Genomic DNA, 18186 nt, shown 5'->3' with positions numbered 1-18186 from the left:
TTTCGCCGTTCGATTCATCCGTTTGCGTGAGCGCGCTCTTTCGAGCCGTGCGTTCCTGCGTGTGCGGTGCTGTTTGCCGCCTGTGCAATTCATGCCCATCGGACCGGTTGCGCACCGCAGCGGATCGAATCGAACAGCCCATCTGACTATCACGCGCGGCGCGTTTCAGTTGACGACGACCGCCTGCACTACACCGGTGGCTTTGCGCACGGCGCACGGCTGCGGAATCGTGCCGCGCTGTGTTTAACGTTGTTCATGCCGCGTCCCGCGGGGAACACACACGTCTATTCGTTATGCGAAAGAAACCCTTGGTCGGCATCAGCGCTGACAGAACGATGATGGGAGTCCACCCGTCGCATGTGGTCGGCGAGAAATATATCGCCGCGATCGTGGACGGTTCACAGGCGCTGGCCATGCTGCTGCCGGCGCTCGGCGAGCGTCAGTCAGCCGAAGACGTGCTGGCGACGGTCGACGGCCTGTTGTTTACAGGCAGCTATTCGAACGTCGAGCCGCACCGCTACGGCGGCCATCCCAGCACGCCGGGCACGCTGCACGACGCCGCACGCGATGCGACGACGCTGCCGCTGATGCGCGCGGCAATCGCCGCCGGCGTGCCGCTGCTGGCCGTCTGCCGGGGCTTCCAGGAAATGAACGTGGTTTTTGGCGGGACGCTGCATCAAAGCGTTCACGCGGTGGACGGTCTGAACGACCACCGCGAGAACAAGGAAGACGACCTCGACGTGCAATACGCACCGTCGCATTCGATCACGCTGACGCAGGGCGGCTTGTTGCAGCGCCTCGCGGGCGGCACGAATGAAGCGCGTGTGAATTCATTGCACGGTCAGGGCGTCGAGCGGCTGGGCGTAGGCCTCACGGCCGAAGCCACCGCGCCGGACGGCTTGATCGAAGCGGTGAGCGTGATAGATGCGCGCGCTTTCGCGCTGGGTGTGCAGTGGCACCCGGAGTGGAAGCATGCCAACGACGCACTATCCACCGCGATCTTTCGGGCCTTCGGCGACGCCTGCCGCGATCGAATGCGCACCAAGGCCGGCTATGGCGCGGCATCCGCCGCTGCCACGCATGCCTGAGCCGGTCGCGCACTAAAACAGAGAGAATAAACATGCATGACATCGACGATTTTCTGAAGAAGAACCGTGTCACCGAAATCGAAGCGATCATTCCGGATATGGCCGGCATCGCGCGCGGCAAGATCATTCCGCGCAGCAAATTCGAATCCGGCGAGTCCATGCGCTTGCCGCAGGCGGTGATGATCCAGACCGTCACGGGAGACTATCCGGAAGACGGCACGCTCACCGGCGTGACCGATCCGGACATGGTGTGCGTGCCCGACGCCAGCACCATCCGCATGATTCCGTGGGCCGTCGATCCGACCGCTCAGGTGATCCACGATTGCGTCCACTTCGACGGCACGCCCGTTGCGATCTCGCCGCGCCGTGTGCTGCGCCGCGTACTCGAACTCTACAAGGCCAAAGGCTGGAAGCCGGTTATCGCGCCCGAACTCGAGTTCTATCTGGTCGATATGAACAAGGACCCGGATCTGCCGCTGCAACCGCCTATCGGCCGTACCGGTCGTCCGGAGACCGGCCGTCAGGCGTACTCGATTGAAGCCGTCAACGAATTCGATCCGCTGTTCGAAGACATCTACGAGTACTGCGAGGTGCAGGAGCTCGAAGTCGACACGCTGATTCACGAAGTCGGCGCCGCGCAGATGGAAATCAACTTCATGCACGGCGATCCGCTCAAGCTCGCCGACAGCGTGTTCCTCTTCAAGCGCACAGTGCGTGAAGCCGCGCTGCGCCACAAGATGTACGCGACTTTCATGGCCAAGCCGATGGAAGGCGAACCGGGCTCGGCGATGCACATGCACCAGAGCCTAGTGGACGAAGAAACCGGTCACAACCTGTTCACCGGCCCCGACGGCAAACCCACCTCGTTATTTACGAGTTATATCGCCGGCCTCCAGAAGTACACGCCTGCACTGATGCCGATCTTCGCGCCGTATATCAACTCGTATCGTCGCCTGTCGCGTTTCATGGCCGCGCCGATCAACGTAGCGTGGGGCTACGACAACCGTACGGTGGGTTTCCGCATTCCGCATTCGGGACCGGCTGCGCGCCGCATCGAAAACCGTATTCCGGGCGTGGACTGCAATCCGTATCTGGCGATTGCCGCGACGCTCGCCGCCGGCTATCTCGGCATGACGCAGAAGCTCGAAGCCACCGAACCTCTGCTCAGCGACGGTTACGAATTGCCCTACCAGCTGCCGCGCAATCTCGAAGAGGGTTTGACCTTGATGGGCGCATGCGAGCCGATCGCCGAAGTACTCGGCGAGAAATTCGTCAAAGCCTACCTCGCTCTGAAGGAAACCGAATATGAAGCGTTCTTCCGCGTGATCAGTTCGTGGGAACGCCGGCATTTGCTGCTGCACGTGTAAGGCAAACGCAAAAAAATTGGAGGCAGTCATGAGCTACAGAACAGAAGAAGTCGCTTACGTGCAACCGGCCCAGCCGGCTGCGAGCGCACAGGCATCACAAGCCGCGCAGCAACAACGCAGCACCGCCGAATATCGCGCGCTCGACGCCGCGCATCACATCCATCCGTTTTCGGATATGGGCTCGCTCAATCGCAGCGGCAGCCGCGTGATCGTGAAAGCGCAAGGCGTGTACTTGTGGGACTCGGAAGGCAACAAGGTGATCGACGGCATGGCCGGTCTGTGGTGCGTGAACGTCGGTTATGGCCGCAAGGAGCTGGCCGATGCCGCGTACAAGCAGATGCAGGAACTGCCTTACTACAACACCTTCTTCAAGACGACGCACCCGCCGGTGATCGAGCTGTCGGCCTTGCTTGCGGAGTTGGCACCGGAAGCGTTCAATCACTTCTTCTACTGCAACAGCGGTTCTGAGGGCAACGACACGGTGCTGCGCATCGTCCATCAATATTGGGCGACGCAAGGTAAGCACTCGAAGAAGTTCGTGATCTCGCGCAAGAACGGCTATCACGGTTCGACCATCGCAGGCGGCACGCTCGGCGGCATGGGCTACATGCATGAACAGATGCCCTCGAAAGTCGAGAACATCGTCCACATCGACCAGCCGTACTTCTTCGGCGAAGCACAAGGCAACCTGACGCCGGAAGAATTCGCACTGGCCCGCGCGCAGCAACTGGAAGCAAAGATTCTCGAAATCGGCGCGGACAACGTTGCCGCGTTCATTGGTGAGCCTTTCCAGGGAGCGGGCGGTGTGATCTTCCCGGCTTCGACGTATTGGCCGGAAATTCAGCGCATCTGCCGCAAGTACGACATTCTGCTGGTCGCCGATGAGGTGATCGGCGGTTTCGGCCGCACCGGCGAATGGTTCGCGCATCAGCACTTCGGTTTCGAGCCGGATCTCATCACGCTGGCGAAGGGCCTGACGAGCGGCTACGTGCCGATGGGCGCGGTCGGCCTGCATGACCGTGTCGCGAAGGCGATCATCGAAAACGGCGACTTCAATCACGGTCTCACGTATTCGGGCCACCCGGTCGCTGCCGCCGTTGCTGTCGCCAACCTGAAACTGCTGCGCGATGAGAAGATCGTCGATCGCGTGAAGAACGACACAGGTCCGTACTTCCAGAAACAGTTGCGCGAAACCTTCGCCAATCACCCGATCATCGGCGAAATCTCCGGTACGGGTCTGGTGGCCGGCCTGCAACTCGCCCAAGACCCGAAGGCACGCAAGCGTTTCGCCAATGGCGGCGACGTCGGCACGATCTGCCGCGACTTCTGCTTCAACGGCAACCTCATCATGCGCGCCACCGGCGACCGCATGCTGCTGTCGCCGCCGCTCGTGATCAATAAGCTGGAAATCGACGAAATCGTTTCGAAGGCCAAAAAAGCCATCGACGCGACGGCACAACAACTCGGTATTTCGTAACGGCAGTCCGTTCCGGCATGAGCACACCCACAAGACACGCTTATGCCGGTTCTTCACATCAAGGGAAAAAACCATGAGCGTTAGTCATCTTCGTCATGCGGTCGCGGGGGCCGCGCTTCTCGCCTTCACGGGTTTTGCGGCGCTGTCGGTTACGCCGGCCCTTGCGGCCGACACGGAACTGAATGTGTACAACTGGTCGGACTACATCGCGAAAGACACGATTTCGAACTTCGAGAAACAGGACGGCATCAAGGTCAAATACGATAACTACGATAGCGACGACACCTTGCAGGCCAAACTGCTCGCCGGCAGTTCCGGTTACGACATCGTCGTGCCGACTTCGAACTACATGGCCAAGCAGATCCAGGCCGGCGTATACCAGAAGCTCGACAAATCGAAGCTGCCGAACCTCGCGAATCTCGACCCCGTACTGATGAAGATGATCGCCGACGCGGACCCGGGCAACCAGTACGGTGTGCCCTGGGCATACGGTACGGACGGCATCGGTTACAACGTGCAGGCCGTGCAGAAAGCGCTCGGCGCCAATGCGCCGGTGGATAGCTGGGCACTCGTATTCGATCCGGCCAATCTCTCCAAACTGAAAGGCTGCGGCGTGTCGATACTCGATCAGGCCGTCGACGTCTTCGCCGCCACGCTGCAATACATGCACAAGGATCCGAACAGCACGAACCCCGCCGACTATCAGGCCGCTTACGAAGTGCTGAAAAAGATTCGCCCGTATATCACCCAATTCAATTCGTCCGGCTATATCAACGACCTCGCCAATAACGACGTGTGCGTCGCATTCGGCTGGTCGGGCGACGTCGGCATTGCCAGCCGCCGCACCGAAGAAGCCAAGCGTTCCTACCAGATCAAATTCTCGAACGTGAAGGAAGGCGGCTTGTTGTGGTTCGACGTGATGGTGATTCCGAAAGACGCACCGCATCCTGAAGCCGCCCTGAAATGGATCAACTACATTTCGGACCCGAAGGTCAACGCCGCGATCACCAACGAAGTGTTCTACCCGACCGCGAACAAGGCCGCGCGCCAGTTCGTGACGCCTGCTGTCGCACAGGACAAGACCGTTTATCCGGGCGATGAAGTGTTGAGCAAAATGACGCTCATGAAGCCGATGCCAACCGACATTCTCCGCCTTGAAAACCGTCTTTGGGCGCAGCTTAAAACCGGTCATTAACCTGGCCACATGAATTAATCGATCCCGCGCTCAGGGATCGCTCGAACCCTGAGCGCATGAATAGCCGTAACGGTAGTCAGCCTGCGCGTTTGTTTTAACAGTCCCACCCGCGCGCAGTCCCATGTTTTCCGATCGCAGCGCACGTTGCGAGACGCTTCCCGCGCCTCGTATGGAGACACTTGCGCCGGCGATCCGCAAGGAATGGTTACATCATGAACTCGACGACCTCAAAAAGCGCAGCCGGCGCCACCCAGATGGCCCGCCCCGCAGTGACGACAAAATCGAAATCGGACGAATTCGTTCGGATTGAAAATGTCGTGAAGAAATTCGGCGACAGCACGGCTGTCGACAACGTCAATCTGAGCATCGCCAAGAACGAGTTGTTCGCGCTGCTCGGCAGCTCCGGCTGCGGCAAGTCCACGCTCCTGCGCATGCTCGCGGGACTCGAGACGGTGACCTCCGGGCGTATTTTCGTCGACGGCGAAGATCTCGCCGCGATGCCGCCGTACAAGCGGCCGGTCAACATGATGTTCCAGTCATATGCGTTGTTCCCGCACATGAGCGTGGAGGCGAACATCGCCTTCGGTCTGAAGCAGGAAGGCACGCCGAAGAACGAGATCAAGGAACGCGTCGCCGATGCGCTCAATCTCGTGCAGATGAGCAAATACGCGCAGCGTAAGCCGCATCAACTGTCAGGCGGCCAGCAGCAGCGTGTGGCGCTCGCGCGTTCGCTCGTGAAGCGCCCCAAGCTGCTGCTGCTCGACGAGCCGATGTCGGCGCTCGATAAAAAGATCCGCCAGAAGACCCAGCTCGAACTCGTGAACATCATCGAGAAGGTAGACGTGACCTGCGTGATGGTCACGCACGATCAGGAAGAAGCGATGACGATGGCCGGCCGCCTCGCCGTGATGAGCGAGGGGCGCATCGTGCAGATCGGTTCGCCGAGCCAGGTGTACGAGTTTCCGAATAGCCGCTTCTCCGCCGAGTTCATCGGCTCGACCAATCTGTTCGAAGGCACGGTGGTCGCGGATGAACCGGACCATATTTTCGTGGAAAGCGAGGAGCTCGAATCGCGCATTTACGTGAGCCACGGTATTACCGGACCGCTTGGTATGCCGGTAGGGATCTCGGTGCGTCCGGAGCGCATCAAGGTCTCGCTCGACAAACCGACCACGCCGCACAACTGGGCGCGCGGTGTGGTCGCGGATGTGGCGTACATGGGCAGCTATTCGCTCTATCACGTGCGTCTGCCGAGCGGCAAGACCGTGGTGTCGAATCTCTCCAGCTCGCATCTGATGGCCGAAGGTGCGCCCTCCTATAACGACGACGTGTTCGTCTACTGGTCGCCGGCTAGCGGCGTGGTGCTGACGCAATGAGCAATCCCACTACCTCCTCCCCCGCGGCGCTCGGCGCGCCGTCCGGCAGCCGCCTGCTCGGTTCGCTGAAAAAACGCCTGTCGATGTTGGTGCCGTCGGGCCGCTCGACCGTGATCGGCGTGCCGTTCCTCTGGCTCACGGTGTTCTTCGCGTTGCCGTTCGTGCTGGTGCTGAAGATCAGTTTCGCCGATCTGCGTCTGGGCATTCCGCCTTACACGGATCTCGTCACGGTCAAGGACGGCATGGTGCATTTCGCCATGCAGCTCAGCCACTACGCGTTCCTGTTGCAGGACGATCTGTACGTCGCCACGTATATCAGCTCGCTGAAGATGGCCGCGGTCTCGACCTTCTTCTGCCTGCTGATCGGTTATCCGATTGCGTACTACATCGCCCGCTCGGAACCGACGAAACGCAACCTGCTGATGATGGGCGTGATGCTGCCGTTCTGGACGTCTTTCCTGATTCGCGTCTACGCGTGGATCGGTATTCTGAAAGACGACGGCCTGCTCAATCACACGCTGATGGCGATCGGCATGATTCATTCGCCGTTGCGCCTCTACCACACGGATATTGGCGTCTATATCGGCATGGTCTATTCGTACCTGCCCTTCATGGTGATGCCGCTGTATGCGCACCTCGTGAAGATGGATCTGACGCTGCTCGAAGCCGCCTACGACCTCGGCTGCAAACCATGGACCGCGTTCACGCGCATTACGTTGCCGCTGTCGAAGAACGGCATTATCGCCGGCAGTCTGCTGGTGTTCATTCCGGCGGTCGGCGAGTACGTGATTCCGGAACTGCTCGGCGGCGCCGACACGCTAATGATCGGCCGCGTGATGTGGGATGAATTCTTCAACGACATGGACTGGCCGATGGCATCCGCTGTCACCGTCGCAATGGTGCTGCTGCTGCTCGTGCCGATGGCCGTGTTCCAGTACTACCAGGTCAAGGAACTGGAGGGCGCGAAATGATCAAGCCTAATAAGACGCTTTCCAATAGCGTGCTGACGTTCGGATTTCTGTTTCTCTACATTCCGATCATCAGCCTGATTGTGTATTCGTTCAACGAATCGAAGCTCGTCACGGTGTGGTCCGGCTTCTCGCTCAAATGGTATGGCGCGCTGTTGCAAGACGGCGAGTTGCTGAACGCCGCGTGGCTTTCGCTGAAGATCGGTTTGTTGACCGCGTGCGCCTCGGTGGTGATCGGCACATGGGCCGGTTTCGTGCTCGCGCGCTTCGGACGCTTTCGCGGCTTTACGCTGTTCGCCGGCATGATCAACGCGCCGCTCGTGATTCCTGAAGTGATTCAGGGCATCTCGCTGCTGCTGTTGTTCGTCGCACTCGAACAGATGCTCGGCTGGCCGAAAGGCCGCGGCCTCTTCACGATCTGGATCGGCCACGTGATGCTGTGCGTGTCATATGTGGCGATCATCGTGCAATCACGTGTGAAAGAACTCAACAGATCGCTCGAAGAAGCCGCGCTCGATCTCGGCGCGACGCCCTTCAAGGTGTTCTTCCTGATCACTCTGCCGCTGATCTCGCAGGCACTGATGTCGGGCTGGCTGCTGTCGTTCACGCTGTCTTTCGACGACCTCGTGCTCTCCGCGTTTCTCTCCGGCCCCGGCTCGACCACGCTGCCGCTCGTGGTGTTCTCGCGGGTGCGTCTCGGCCTGAATCCGGAAATGAACGCGCTCGCCACGATCTTCATCACCACGGTGACGATTGGCGTCATCGCCGTGAACCGCTGGATGCAATTGCGTGAACGCAAACGCAATCGCGACATGCAGATGGCTTTTGCCCTCGCCGAAGCCGCCGACCCCTTGCCCGCCGCACCACAACAAGCCGCCGCACGAAAGTCGCTCGATACGGCACGCGCATAAGAAGTCCTTTCGCAATACGACCAATAAGGAGAATTTGAATGAGAAAGAAGCTCATCTGTCTGTTGGTGGCGGGGAGTCTGCCTGGCATGGCCATGGCGGATGCCACCAGCGACCAGATCAAGGCGCTCCAGGCCCAACTGAATGCACTGCAAAAGGAGGTGAAGCAGTTGCGGGCGGAAGTCGCCACCAAGCCGAAGGCAGCCGCAGCGACGGCGGCGACAGCGACCCCAGCCCCGGCGATAGTGGCCGCGCCGGTGGATGTTTCGTCGCCTGATTACGGCAAGGCTCAGGCGACGCTGACCAACGACGACGTGACGGCGATGAAGCAGCAGATCGCCAATCAGCAGTTGAAGGTCGATTCGCTCGAAGACGCGGCGCAGACGGGGCCGATCGCCGGTTTGTCGGTGACGGGTTATATCGACCCGACGTACCTGTATAACCGTGCGCAGAGCAGCTCGTCGTTCCTGTTCGCGAACCACGAAAGCAGCTACAACTACTTCAACAGCACGTTCGGCGATCTGTACCTCGACATCAAGAAGACCTTCGGTGTCGGCCCGATGGCGCCGTCGGCTGAAATCACGTTGATGCCGAACCGCGGCAACGGCATCACGCTGCTGCAGAACTCGCACGGCGATATCGGCAACAACATCCTGAACACGGCCGTGGTGAATGTGCCGTTGACGGCGACCACGACACTCGTGGCAGGTTTGATTCCGAGCTTCGGCGGCTATGAAGTGCAGCAGTCGAATCAGATGCTCACGCTCACGCACAACCTGCTGTATGACTTCTCGGATCCGGGCAGCTACATCGGCATTGGCGCGAACTACACGGCCGGCAACTGGGCATGGAAATTCTTCCTCGGCAACGAGCAGTACCGCACGTTCGGCGCAGTCACGCAGACGGGCACGAACGCGCTGGGCGATCCGATCACGACCAGCAACAAGATTCCGACGTTCACGGCTCGCACCGATTACACGTGGTCGAGCGCACTGGATCTCGGCGCGTCGATCAACATCGGCCGTCAGACCTTGCCTAGCTCGATCGACGCGAACGGCGCGGTCAGTTACGGTGTAGGCGGCCAGGCGCCGAGCTCGGGCGGCACGTTCTTCTTCACCGAAGCCGACCTGACCTACACGCTCGCCGACGTGCAGTACAACGCCGAACTCGACTACGGCCAGCAGCAGAACGCCGCGTACAACGGCGGCCAGGCTCAGTGGTACGGTCTGTCGCTGCTCGCGCACCGCAAGTTCAATCTGCCGGTGGTGGGCCGTATGGGCGCGACGGTGCGCTACGACCTGCTGGTCGACAGCAAGAACGGCGGCGGTGGCGCTGGCATTGCGTTGAACGGCAACGGCATGGACACGGCGAACGGCTTCGGTATCGGCGCGGACTGTCTCGCCAATTCGCAGGCGAACGGTGGTCTCGGTTTCGAATGCAAGGGCGCGACCCGCCAGGACGTTTCGCTCGACCTGCTGTTCTATCCGACCCAGCAGATCACGGTCAAGGTGGAATACCGTCACGACTGGGCCAACAAGCAGGTGTTCCTGAAGAACGACGGTTCGTATGGCAAGTCCAACGACCTGCTCGCGACCCAGTTCATCTACTCGTTCTAATCTGTTTTGCCGGCGCGCGGCCTTGCTGTCGAAAAGGCCACGCGTACCGGCTCTTTCTGCATGCTCTGCCTATGCTCCGATTCTCGAACCAGCCTCACGTCGCCTCGTACTACGCCGCCACGGCCAACGACAGCACCCGCCATCCCGCGCTCGACGAAACGATCAGCGTCGACGTCTGCGTGATCGGCGCGGGACTGACCGGCATTTCCACGGCGCTCAATCTAGCTGAACGCGGCCATTCGGTCGCGGTACTCGAAGCATCGAAAGTCGGCTGGGCGGCGAGCGGCCGCAACGGCGGCCAGTTGATCGGCGGCTTCGCGTGCGATATCGATACGTTCGCGAAGTACTTGCCCGCAGACGACGTGAAGCGTGTTTGGGACATGGGGATCGAAACCCTCGATATCGTCAAGGAACGCGTCGCGAAGCATCAGATCGATTGCGATCTGACCATCGGCTATCTGACCGCGGCGAATAAACCGCGCGATACCGATGCGCTGCAAAAATGGCGAGACGAAGCACAACGGCGCTTCGGCTACGACCGCCTCAGTTACGTCGATGCGGACGGCGTCGGCAACTATGTTCAATCGCAGCGCTACCTGGGCGGCCTGTTCGACGCCGACAGCGGCCACCTGCATCCGTTGAATTACACGCTGGGACTGGCGCGCGCGGCGCGCGAAGCGGGCGTGCAGATTTTCGAGGACAGTTGCGTCACGGCGTTGCGTGAAGAAGACGGCCGACATGTGGCTGAAACCGCACGCGGCCGGGTACAGGCACGCTTCGTCGTGCTCGCCTGCAATACTTATCTCGGTCAGCTCGCGCCGGACGTGGCGAACAAGATCATGCCGGTCGGCACCTACGTGATCGCCACCGAACCGCTCGACCCCGATCGCGCCGAAGCGCTGATGCCCGCCAAAGCCGCCGTATGTGACAGCCGCTTCGTGCTGGATTATTTCCGCCCGGCGCCCGATCACCGCCTGCTGTGGGGCGGCAAAGTGAGTTACTCGAAGCTCGCGCCGCGCAACCTCGGCGAAGCGATGCGCCGCGATATGCTGAAGACTTTCCCGCAACTGGATGACGTCAAAATCGACTATGCGTGGGGCGGTTTCGTCGACATCACCATGAACCGCGCGCCGCATTTCGGCCGGCTCTCGCCGACCGTTTATTTCGCGCAAGGATTCTCGGGGCACGGTGTGAATACCACCGGTCTCGCGGGCAAACTAATCGCCGAAGCGATCGACGGTCAGGCGTCGCGCTTCGATCTGTTCGGCAAGATTCGTCACCGCGACTTCCCGGGCGGCGCTACACTGCGCACCCCTGCCCTCGTACTCGCGATGGCCTGGTATCGAATGAAGGACCTGATTTGATGAACGCTCCGACTCCCGGCCTCAACACGCCCAGCACGCCCAACACGCTTAATACGCTCGACCGCCGCGCCGATACGCTGATTGCCAACTCCTACTATGAAGCGAGCGCGGCCCGTCCGCTCGCCGACGACCCCGCGCTCGACGGTACGCTCGAAGCCGACGTATGCGTGATCGGCGCGGGCTTCTCCGGTTTGTCGGTGGCGCTGGAGTGCCGGGCGCGCGGCTTGTCGGTGGTCGTGCTCGATGCGCATCGGCCCGGCTGGGGCGCGTCGGGCCGCAACGGCGGGCAGACGCTGGTGGGTTTCGCGAAAGACGAGATCATGGAACGCCAGCTCGGTCTCGACGGCGCGCGTGCCGCATGGGCGATGTCGGTAGAAGGTGTTTCGTTAGTGCGCGAACGTATCGAACACTACGGCATCGAGTGCGATTTCACGTCCGGCTATCTGACCGTCGCCACCAAACCGAAACGCGTGCCCGATTTGCGTTCGTGGATGGAGTCGGCTTCGCAACGCTGGGGCTATACGAAACTCTCGTGGCTCGATACCGACGAGGTCCGTTCGCGCGTCGCTTCGAAGCGCTATCTGGCCGGCGTCTACGATCCGTTTTCCGGCCATCTGCATCCGCTCAAGTACTGCCTCGGTCTCGCCGACGCGGCGCGCCGCGAAGGCGCGCAGCTGTTCGCGCATTCGCCGGTGATCGAGGTGGTGCGGGGTGCGCGGCCTGTCGTGCGTACCGCTCGCGGCGAAGTGCGCTGCCGTTTCGTCGCGGCATGCGGCAACGCCACGATCGGCGACGTGCTGCCCGCTGCGGTGGCCGCGCGAATCGCGCCCATCGCATCGTATATCGTCGCCACGGAGCCGCTCGGCAAGGAGCGCGCGGATGCGCTGATCAAGGGGCGCGAGGCGATTTGCGACAACAACTTCTTCCTCGATTATTTCCGCTTGTCGGCGGACCATCGCGTGCTGTTCGGCGGGCGGGCGAGCTCGACCGGTGCTTCACCGGTGCAGCTCGGCGAAGAGATTCGCCAGCGCATGATCGGCGTATTCCCGCAACTCGGCGACGTGAAAATCGACTATGCGTGGGGCGGTTTTGTCGACGTGACGCGCAATCGCGCGCCCGATTTTGGATCGATCGATCCGAATTACTTCTATGTGCAGGGATTTTCGGGGCACGGGGTTGCGTTGACTGGTATCGCCGGGCGCGTGGTGGCTCAAGCAATGGCCGGTGAGACGAAAGCCTTCGATCTGTTCGCGCGGTTGCGGCACGCGCGCTTTCCAGGCGGCCCGGCATTGCGTGGGCCGGCGCTGGAATTGGGGATGATGTATCACCGGATTCTGGAGATGTTTTAGGCGCGCTGGCACGCAGCGCGGCTTTTACGTTGCCGCGCGGTAACTCCGACGGCACCCGCACCCAATATCACGCCGGCAGCGCCGCTGTAGCGTCGTAACGAGGCACGGCGCAATCCGGTCGCACATGCCCACAGCTTTACTATTGGTGGCGCTCAACAGCATACTGTCATACTTATTTGTATGCCGCTTTTGAGGAGGCGCCGATGACCACCCAACTCACTCGCGAATTCGCGTCGAAATTCGCCAACCTGGCGCTTGCCCATCTCACGCGCGAATACCCGAACAAGCTGACGCATTCGCTCGCCGGGCCGCAAGACGTGCAAGGCCCGCGTGCGCTGCACCCGATTTTTTATGGCAGCTACGACTGGCATTCGTGCGTGCACGGCTATTGGTTGATTCTGCATCTACTCGATCGTTTTCCCGATCTGCCGGAAGCGGCGCGCATCGTCGCGGTGGTCGACGAGCATTTCACCGCGGCTAATGTGGCCGGTGAAGTCGCGTATCTCGAACTGCCGCACAACCGTGGTTTCGAACGTCCGTATGGCTGGGCCTGGCTACTCGCGCTGAGCGCGCAACTCGGTTCGCTGAAGCTCTCGGAAGCCGCGCGCTGGTCGAAAACCTTTGCGCCGCTTACCGAACTGTTTGTCGAGCGCTTCGAGGACTTTCTGCCGAAAGCCACCTACCCGCTGCGCGTGGGCACGCACTTCAACATGGCCTTCGCATTGGCGTTGACGCTGGATTTCGCGCGGCAAACATCGCGTGATTCGCTGGAAGTGCTGGTCGTGAATACGGCGGAACGCTGGTTTGTGAACGACGTCGCGTGTCAGGCATGGGAGCCCGCCGGCGACGAGTTCCTCTCGCCTTCGCTCATGGAAGCCGAGCTCATGCGCCGCGTATTGCCGCCGGCCCAGTTCGTCGACTGGTTCGGCCGCTTTCTGCCGGATCTCGGCGCGAAAAAGCCCGCTACGCTGTTCGAGCCTGTTACCGTCACGGATCGCACCGACGGCAAGATCGCGCATCTGGACGGCCTGAATCTCAGCCGCGCCTGGTGCCAGCGTTCGCTTGCGCGCGCCCTGCCCGCAGGCGACATCCGCCGGACGGTTCTATTCGACGCAGCCGAGCGGCATCTGCAAACCGCACTGCCGCACGTGGCCGGCGACTATATGGGCGAGCACTGGCTCGGCACATTCGCCACGCTTGCATTAGAAGCTTGAATAAAAGCCTGATTCGAGACTTGGAATCGAACTCGACCGGCGGCATGGTCAATTGAAAAATACGAAAGCGGCGCCGCACGCGCGAAACGGTTTCTCGTACCAACCGTTTCACGCTGCGAGCGCCGCTTTTCCACTATTGCGTCAATGCAGAGCCGCTTCTTGCGGCTCGACCGGCGACGCTGCGCCGGCCTCCCGAATTACTGCCCCGTCAGCTTTTTAGGCTTCGGCGGCGCTTGAACCTTGTTGTACTGGAACTCGGGCGTTGCCTTCAAGGCATCTTTGGTAGCGCCCGCCAGATAGAAATTCCCCTCGCGAATGTCCAGCGCCGCGATAGGCACCGCCACGTCGTGCGATGCCACGCCGAGGAAGCCGCCTGCGGAGACGATGGCCGCGGACAGCGAGCCGTCCGGCGCGATCACCAGATCGCGGACCGTGCCGATTTTAGCGTTCTGGTCGTTGTAGACCGACTTGCCGAGAATGCTCTTCTTCACACTCCAGCCGCTCAGCAGCGCATTCGACTGCTCGACTGTGACGCTCAGCGGTTGCGTGCCGGCGACTTGCGCCTGTGCACCAAGGCTGGTTGCAGCTACCGCGACGACAACAACAAGTTTGCCCAAAGTCATATCGCTTACTCCGTTATTAGTAGACTTGACCGGCGCATGGCCTGCGCCGTATGGAATCGCTGCACCACGATCATACAGACTGCGCGGCGCGGTTGCACCCAGCGTGCCGGAAGGTCGCACGCGCACCTCCACGAGATCACGCCGCGATGCTCGGTGACGACGTCACCGCCCGTAGCGCATGGCGGTAAAATTGCGCAAGGCGATCACGCCGGTTTTAGAGGTGGCAGTTTGACTGAGCTTGAACAGGGTTTCATCTTGACCCGGCATTGGCGGGACACGCCCGCCGGCACCGAAGTCGATTTCTGGCTGGCCACGGACGGCGGGCCCCGGCACGTGCGCTTGCGCCCTCAGCCTTCGGTGGCGTTCATTCCCGCCGAGCATCGCGAGCGCGCCGAGACGATTCTGCGCCGCGAAGCGCCGCTCGATCTGCGAGCGCTCGATCTGCGCGACTTTCAGCATCGGCCGGTCATGGGACTTTACTGCCCGCAGTACCGGCAATTGACGGGCTTCGAGAAACGCCTGAAGCAAGGCGGCGTCGACGTCTACGAAGCCGATATCTTTCCGCCCGAACGCTACATGATGGAGCGCTTTATCACGGCGCCGGTCTGGTTTAGCGGCGACGCGCAGAGCAACGGAAAGAGCGGCCCCCTCGTGAACAGCGAACTCAAGCCGGCCACCGGCTATCGTCCGCCCTTGAAGCTGGTGTCGCTCGATATCGAAACCAGCGCTCACGCCGAGTTGTATTCGATCGCGCTGGAAGGCTGCGGACAGCGTCAGGTGTATATGCTCGGGCCGCCGAATGGCGAGGCGGGCACGCTCGACTTCGACCTCGAATACTGCGAAACCCGCGCACAGTTGCTGGAAAAACTGAACGCGTGGCTCGAACGGCACGATCCGGATGCGATCATCGGCTGGAATCTGGTGCAGTTCGATCTGCGTGTGCTGCAACAGCATGCCGAACAATATCGCGTACCGCTGCGGCTCGGCCGGGGCGGCGCCGTGATGGAATGGCGCGAGCATGGGCTCAAGCAGAACCACTTCTTCGCCGCCGCCGCGGGACGGCTGATTATCGACGGCATCGAAGCGCTGCGTTCGGCGACCTGGAGTTTCCCTTCGTTCAGTCTCGAACATGTCTCGCGCACAGTGCTGGGCGAAGGCAAGGCGATCGACAATCCGTATCAGCGCATGGACGAAATCCAGCGCCGCTTCGACGAAGACAAGCCCGCGCTCGCTCGCTACAACCTCAAAGACTGCGAGTTGGTCACGCGCATCTTCGCTAAAACGGAGTTGCTGCCGTTCCTGCTGGAACGTGCAAGCGTGACCGGTTTGCCGGCGGATCGCAGCGGCGGATCGGTGGCGGCGTTCACGCATCTGTATATGCCGCGCATGCATCGGCAAGGCTACGTCGCGCCCAATCTCGGCGATGTGGCCGGCGCCGCAAGCCCCGGCGGTTTCGTGATGGATTCGCGCCCCGGTCTCTATGATTCCGTGCTGGTGCTGGACTACAAGAGCCTGTATCCGTCCATCATCCGCACGTTTCTGATCGACCCTGTTGGCCTTGTCGAAGGCATGCTGAATCCCGCCGACGATCAATCAGTCCCGGGCTTTCTCGGCGCGCGCTTTTCACGCACGCGCCATTGTTTGCCGTCGATCGTCGGGCAGGTTTGGCAAGGCCGCGAAACGGCCAAACGCGAGAATAACAAGCCGCTTTCGCAGGCATTGAAGATCATCATGAACGCCTTTTACGGCGTATTGGGATCGACCGGCTGCCGCTTCTTCGATCCGCGTCTCGCCTCGTCGATCACCATGCGCGGCCACGAAATCATGCATGCAACGCGCGAACTGATTCAAGGCGAGGGCTATGAAGTCATATACGGCGACACGGATTCAACCTTCGTGTGGCTGAAACACGCGCACAGCGAAGAAGACGCGAGCCGCATCGGCCGCGCGCTGGTCGAGCATATCAACGCGTGGTGGCGGCAGAATCTGCAGGAAAGATTCGGGCTCGACAGCGCGCTCGAACTGCAATTCGAGCGGCACTATCGGCGCTTCTTCATGCCGACCATTCGCGGCGCCGAGGAAGGCAGCAAGAAACGCTACGCGGGCCTCACTATTTTGCCGGACGGCAGCGAAGACATCGTCTATAAGGGACTCGAAACGGTACGCACCGACTGGACGCCGCTCGCGCAGCAGTTTCAGCAGGAACTGTATCGGCGCATCTTCACGCAGCAACCGTATCAGGATTACGTGCGCGACTATGTGCGCGACACGCTCGACGGCAAGCTCGACGATCAACTCGTGTATCGCAAGCGACTGCGCCGCCCGCTCGAAGAATACGAGCGCAACGTGCCGCCGCATGTGCGCGCCGCGCGCGTGGCGGACGAGTTCAACCGGCGGCAAGGGCGCCCGCTGCAATACCAGAACGGCGGCTGGATCAGCTATGTGATGACGGTTGCCGGACCCGAGCCGCTGGAAACGCTGCGCTCGGCTATCGATTACGAACATTATCTGACGCGGCAATTGCAGCCCGTCGCCGACGCTATCCTGCCGCTCCTGCGCGACGATTTCACGACCTTGATGTCAGGGCAGAAGCAGTTGTTCTGAGGCAGTGCTAGCATCGGGCGTATCGACGACGCACAGCAAAGGTCACGCATGAACGAGTCGCATCCGATCGCGGCAGACGAGTTGAAAGCCCAGCCGCAAAGCGCCGCGAACCGTGTGTTTTCAGACGGTGTGCTCAGTCTCGGATTCACTCTGCCGCTGCTGCGCGCCGGCACGATCGTGGCCGATTTCGACGAGCAGTTGGCGCTCGCGCGTCTCGCCGACGAACGCGGCTTTCGCGCACTCTGGGTCCGCGACGTCCCGCTGAACAGCGCGGATTACCCGGATCCTGTCGGCCACCTCGACCCGTGGGTGTTGCTCGGTGCGCTCGCTACGAACACGCGGCGTATCGCGCTCGTGAGCGGCGCCATCGTGCTGACGCTGCGGCATCCGCTGCATATCGCCAAGGCGGCGCTTTCCGTCGATACGCTCAGCCACGGACGCTTCATTCTGGGTCTGGGTTCAGGCGATCGTCCACCGGAATATGCCGCGTTCGGGCGCGATTCCGACGAGCGGCGCGAGCTGTATCGCAGTCACTGGGAGACGGTTGCCGCCGCGCTCGGCACACCGTCGCGCGTGATTCCCGATCGCACGCCTGAAGGTGCGCCAACCTTTCAGCTGTTGCCCGAGCACTCGCACGCGGTGCCGCTGCTGGCAGTGGGTTCGGGCGGTCAAAGCGTCGACTGGATCGCGCGCCATTCGCTGGGGTGGATGACCTATCATCGCGAGCCCGACGCTCAGCGCGCCCGTTACAGCATGTGGCGCGCCGCCGTAGAACGCGTGGCACCCGAAGCGTTTCGCGCGTTCGGCGTCGCGATGCGGCTCGAACTCAGCAGCGATCCGCACGAACCAGCTCAGGCCGTGACGCTCGGCTACCGGACCGGCCGGCTTGCGTTGATCGACATACTCAAAGCGCTGCGCGCGGACGGGACACACCATGTGACGTTCAATCTGTCATCGGAGCGTCCCGTCGCCGAGATCATCAACGAACTCGCCGATGAGGTGTTGCCGCAGTTTCATCAGGGGACGTAGACAGCGCG

Annotated in this window: 14 protein-coding genes; 13 read left to right on the top strand and 1 reads right to left on the bottom strand. The window is 61.4% G+C overall.

All coding sequences use genetic code 11. The features are described from left to right. Positions 1-293: 293 nt before the first annotated feature. The 11 genes from BPHYT_RS23165 (at position 294) to BPHYT_RS23115 (ending at position 13922) form a co-directional block, all read left to right on the top strand. Positions 294-1088 (top strand): gamma-glutamyl-gamma-aminobutyrate hydrolase family protein, encoded by a 795-nt coding sequence (locus BPHYT_RS23165; RefSeq protein WP_012426551.1) that lies wholly within the window; start codon positions 294-296, stop codon positions 1086-1088. Positions 1089-1120: 32 nt separating this feature from the next. Then, positions 1121-2455 carry a glutamine synthetase family protein gene (locus tag BPHYT_RS23160; RefSeq protein ID WP_012426550.1) on the top strand — a complete coding sequence of 445 codons (1335 nt, stop codon included), beginning with the start codon at positions 1121-1123 and terminating at the stop codon, positions 2453-2455. Positions 2456-2483: 28 nt separating this feature from the next. Then, positions 2484-3932: an aspartate aminotransferase family protein gene (locus BPHYT_RS23155; protein ID WP_012426549.1), complete on the top strand. Its 1449-nt coding sequence runs from the start codon at positions 2484-2486 to the stop codon at positions 3930-3932. A gap of 73 nt (positions 3933-4005) precedes the next feature. Then, positions 4006-5127: a polyamine ABC transporter substrate-binding protein gene (locus BPHYT_RS23150; RefSeq protein WP_012426548.1), complete on the top strand. Its 1122-nt coding sequence runs from the start codon at positions 4006-4008 to the stop codon at positions 5125-5127. Between the two features lie 212 nt (positions 5128-5339). Beyond that, a complete protein-coding gene (locus tag BPHYT_RS23145) occupies positions 5340-6503 on the top strand; it encodes an ABC transporter ATP-binding protein (RefSeq protein WP_012426547.1) in 1164 nt (387 codons plus the stop codon). Continuing rightward, entirely contained in the window at positions 6500-7474 is a 975-nt protein-coding gene (locus BPHYT_RS23140; protein ID WP_012426546.1) for an ABC transporter permease subunit, read from the top strand. The genes BPHYT_RS23145 and BPHYT_RS23140 overlap by 4 nt, the downstream gene beginning before the upstream one ends. Continuing rightward, on the top strand, positions 7471-8382 hold the full coding sequence (locus tag BPHYT_RS23135) for an ABC transporter permease subunit (RefSeq protein ID WP_012426545.1): 912 nt from the start codon (positions 7471-7473) through the stop codon (positions 8380-8382). Before BPHYT_RS23140 ends, BPHYT_RS23135 begins: the two co-directional genes overlap by 4 nt. Before the next feature lie 38 nt (positions 8383-8420). Further along, entirely contained in the window at positions 8421-9995 is a 1575-nt protein-coding gene (locus tag BPHYT_RS23130) for a DUF3138 family protein (protein WP_012426544.1), read from the top strand. Between the two features lie 71 nt (positions 9996-10066). Further along, entirely contained in the window at positions 10067-11359 is a 1293-nt protein-coding gene (locus tag BPHYT_RS23125; RefSeq protein WP_012426543.1) for an NAD(P)/FAD-dependent oxidoreductase, read from the top strand. Then, on the top strand, positions 11359-12708 hold the full coding sequence (locus BPHYT_RS23120) for an NAD(P)/FAD-dependent oxidoreductase (RefSeq protein WP_012426542.1): 1350 nt from the start codon (positions 11359-11361) through the stop codon (positions 12706-12708). The genes BPHYT_RS23125 and BPHYT_RS23120 overlap by 1 nt, the downstream gene beginning before the upstream one ends. Positions 12709-12911: 203 nt before the next feature. Then, positions 12912-13922, top strand: coding sequence for a DUF2891 domain-containing protein (locus tag BPHYT_RS23115; RefSeq protein WP_012426541.1), 1011 nt, complete (start codon positions 12912-12914; stop codon positions 13920-13922). A gap of 197 nt (positions 13923-14119) precedes the next feature. Here the strand turns inward: BPHYT_RS23115 and BPHYT_RS23110 are convergent, their stop codons facing one another. Then, positions 14120-14545, bottom strand: coding sequence for a PRC-barrel domain-containing protein (locus BPHYT_RS23110; protein WP_012426540.1), 426 nt, complete (start codon positions 14543-14545; stop codon positions 14120-14122). Positions 14546-14773: 228 nt separating this feature from the next. Here BPHYT_RS23110 and BPHYT_RS23105 point away from each other — a divergent pair, with 228 nt between their 5' ends. Continuing rightward, positions 14774-17149: a DNA polymerase II gene (locus BPHYT_RS23105; RefSeq protein WP_012426539.1), complete on the top strand. Its 2376-nt coding sequence runs from the start codon at positions 14774-14776 to the stop codon at positions 17147-17149. A 48-nt stretch (positions 17150-17197) separates the two neighbouring features. Next, on the top strand, positions 17198-18178 hold the full coding sequence (locus tag BPHYT_RS23100) for an LLM class oxidoreductase (protein ID WP_012426538.1): 981 nt from the start codon (positions 17198-17200) through the stop codon (positions 18176-18178). Positions 18179-18186: the final 8 nt, after the last annotated feature.

The sequence above is a fragment of the Paraburkholderia phytofirmans PsJN genome (assembly GCF_000020125.1).
Classification (GTDB): Bacteria; Pseudomonadota; Gammaproteobacteria; order Burkholderiales; family Burkholderiaceae; genus Paraburkholderia; species Paraburkholderia phytofirmans.
This window is presented reverse-complemented; position numbering and strand designations above follow the sequence as displayed.

Bases quoted from the DNA above. Each gene is read 5' to 3' on its own strand.
- BPHYT_RS23100 (WP_012426538.1), top strand. From the start codon at position 17,198: ATGAACGAGTCGCATCCGATCGCGGCAGACGAGTTGAAAGCCCAGCCG.
- BPHYT_RS23120 (WP_012426542.1), top strand. From the start codon at position 11,359: ATGAACGCTCCGACTCCCGGCCTCAACACGCCCAGCACGCCCAACACG.
- BPHYT_RS23145 (WP_012426547.1), top strand. From the start codon at position 5,340: ATGAACTCGACGACCTCAAAAAGCGCAGCCGGCGCCACCCAGATGGCC.
- BPHYT_RS23155 (WP_012426549.1), top strand. From the start codon at position 2,484: ATGAGCTACAGAACAGAAGAAGTCGCTTACGTGCAACCGGCCCAGCCG.
- BPHYT_RS23125 (WP_012426543.1), top strand. From the start codon at position 10,067: ATGCTCCGATTCTCGAACCAGCCTCACGTCGCCTCGTACTACGCCGCC.
- BPHYT_RS23115 (WP_012426541.1), top strand. From the start codon at position 12,912: ATGACCACCCAACTCACTCGCGAATTCGCGTCGAAATTCGCCAACCTG.
- BPHYT_RS23165 (WP_012426551.1), top strand. From the start codon at position 294: ATGCGAAAGAAACCCTTGGTCGGCATCAGCGCTGACAGAACGATGATG.
- BPHYT_RS23135 (WP_012426545.1), top strand. From the start codon at position 7,471: ATGATCAAGCCTAATAAGACGCTTTCCAATAGCGTGCTGACGTTCGGA.
- BPHYT_RS23160 (WP_012426550.1), top strand. From the start codon at position 1,121: ATGCATGACATCGACGATTTTCTGAAGAAGAACCGTGTCACCGAAATC.
- BPHYT_RS23150 (WP_012426548.1), top strand. From the start codon at position 4,006: ATGAGCGTTAGTCATCTTCGTCATGCGGTCGCGGGGGCCGCGCTTCTC.
- BPHYT_RS23140 (WP_012426546.1), top strand. From the start codon at position 6,500: ATGAGCAATCCCACTACCTCCTCCCCCGCGGCGCTCGGCGCGCCGTCC.
- BPHYT_RS23110 (WP_012426540.1), bottom strand. From the start codon at position 14,545: ATGACTTTGGGCAAACTTGTTGTTGTCGTCGCGGTAGCTGCAACCAGC.
- BPHYT_RS23130 (WP_012426544.1), top strand. From the start codon at position 8,421: ATGAGAAAGAAGCTCATCTGTCTGTTGGTGGCGGGGAGTCTGCCTGGC.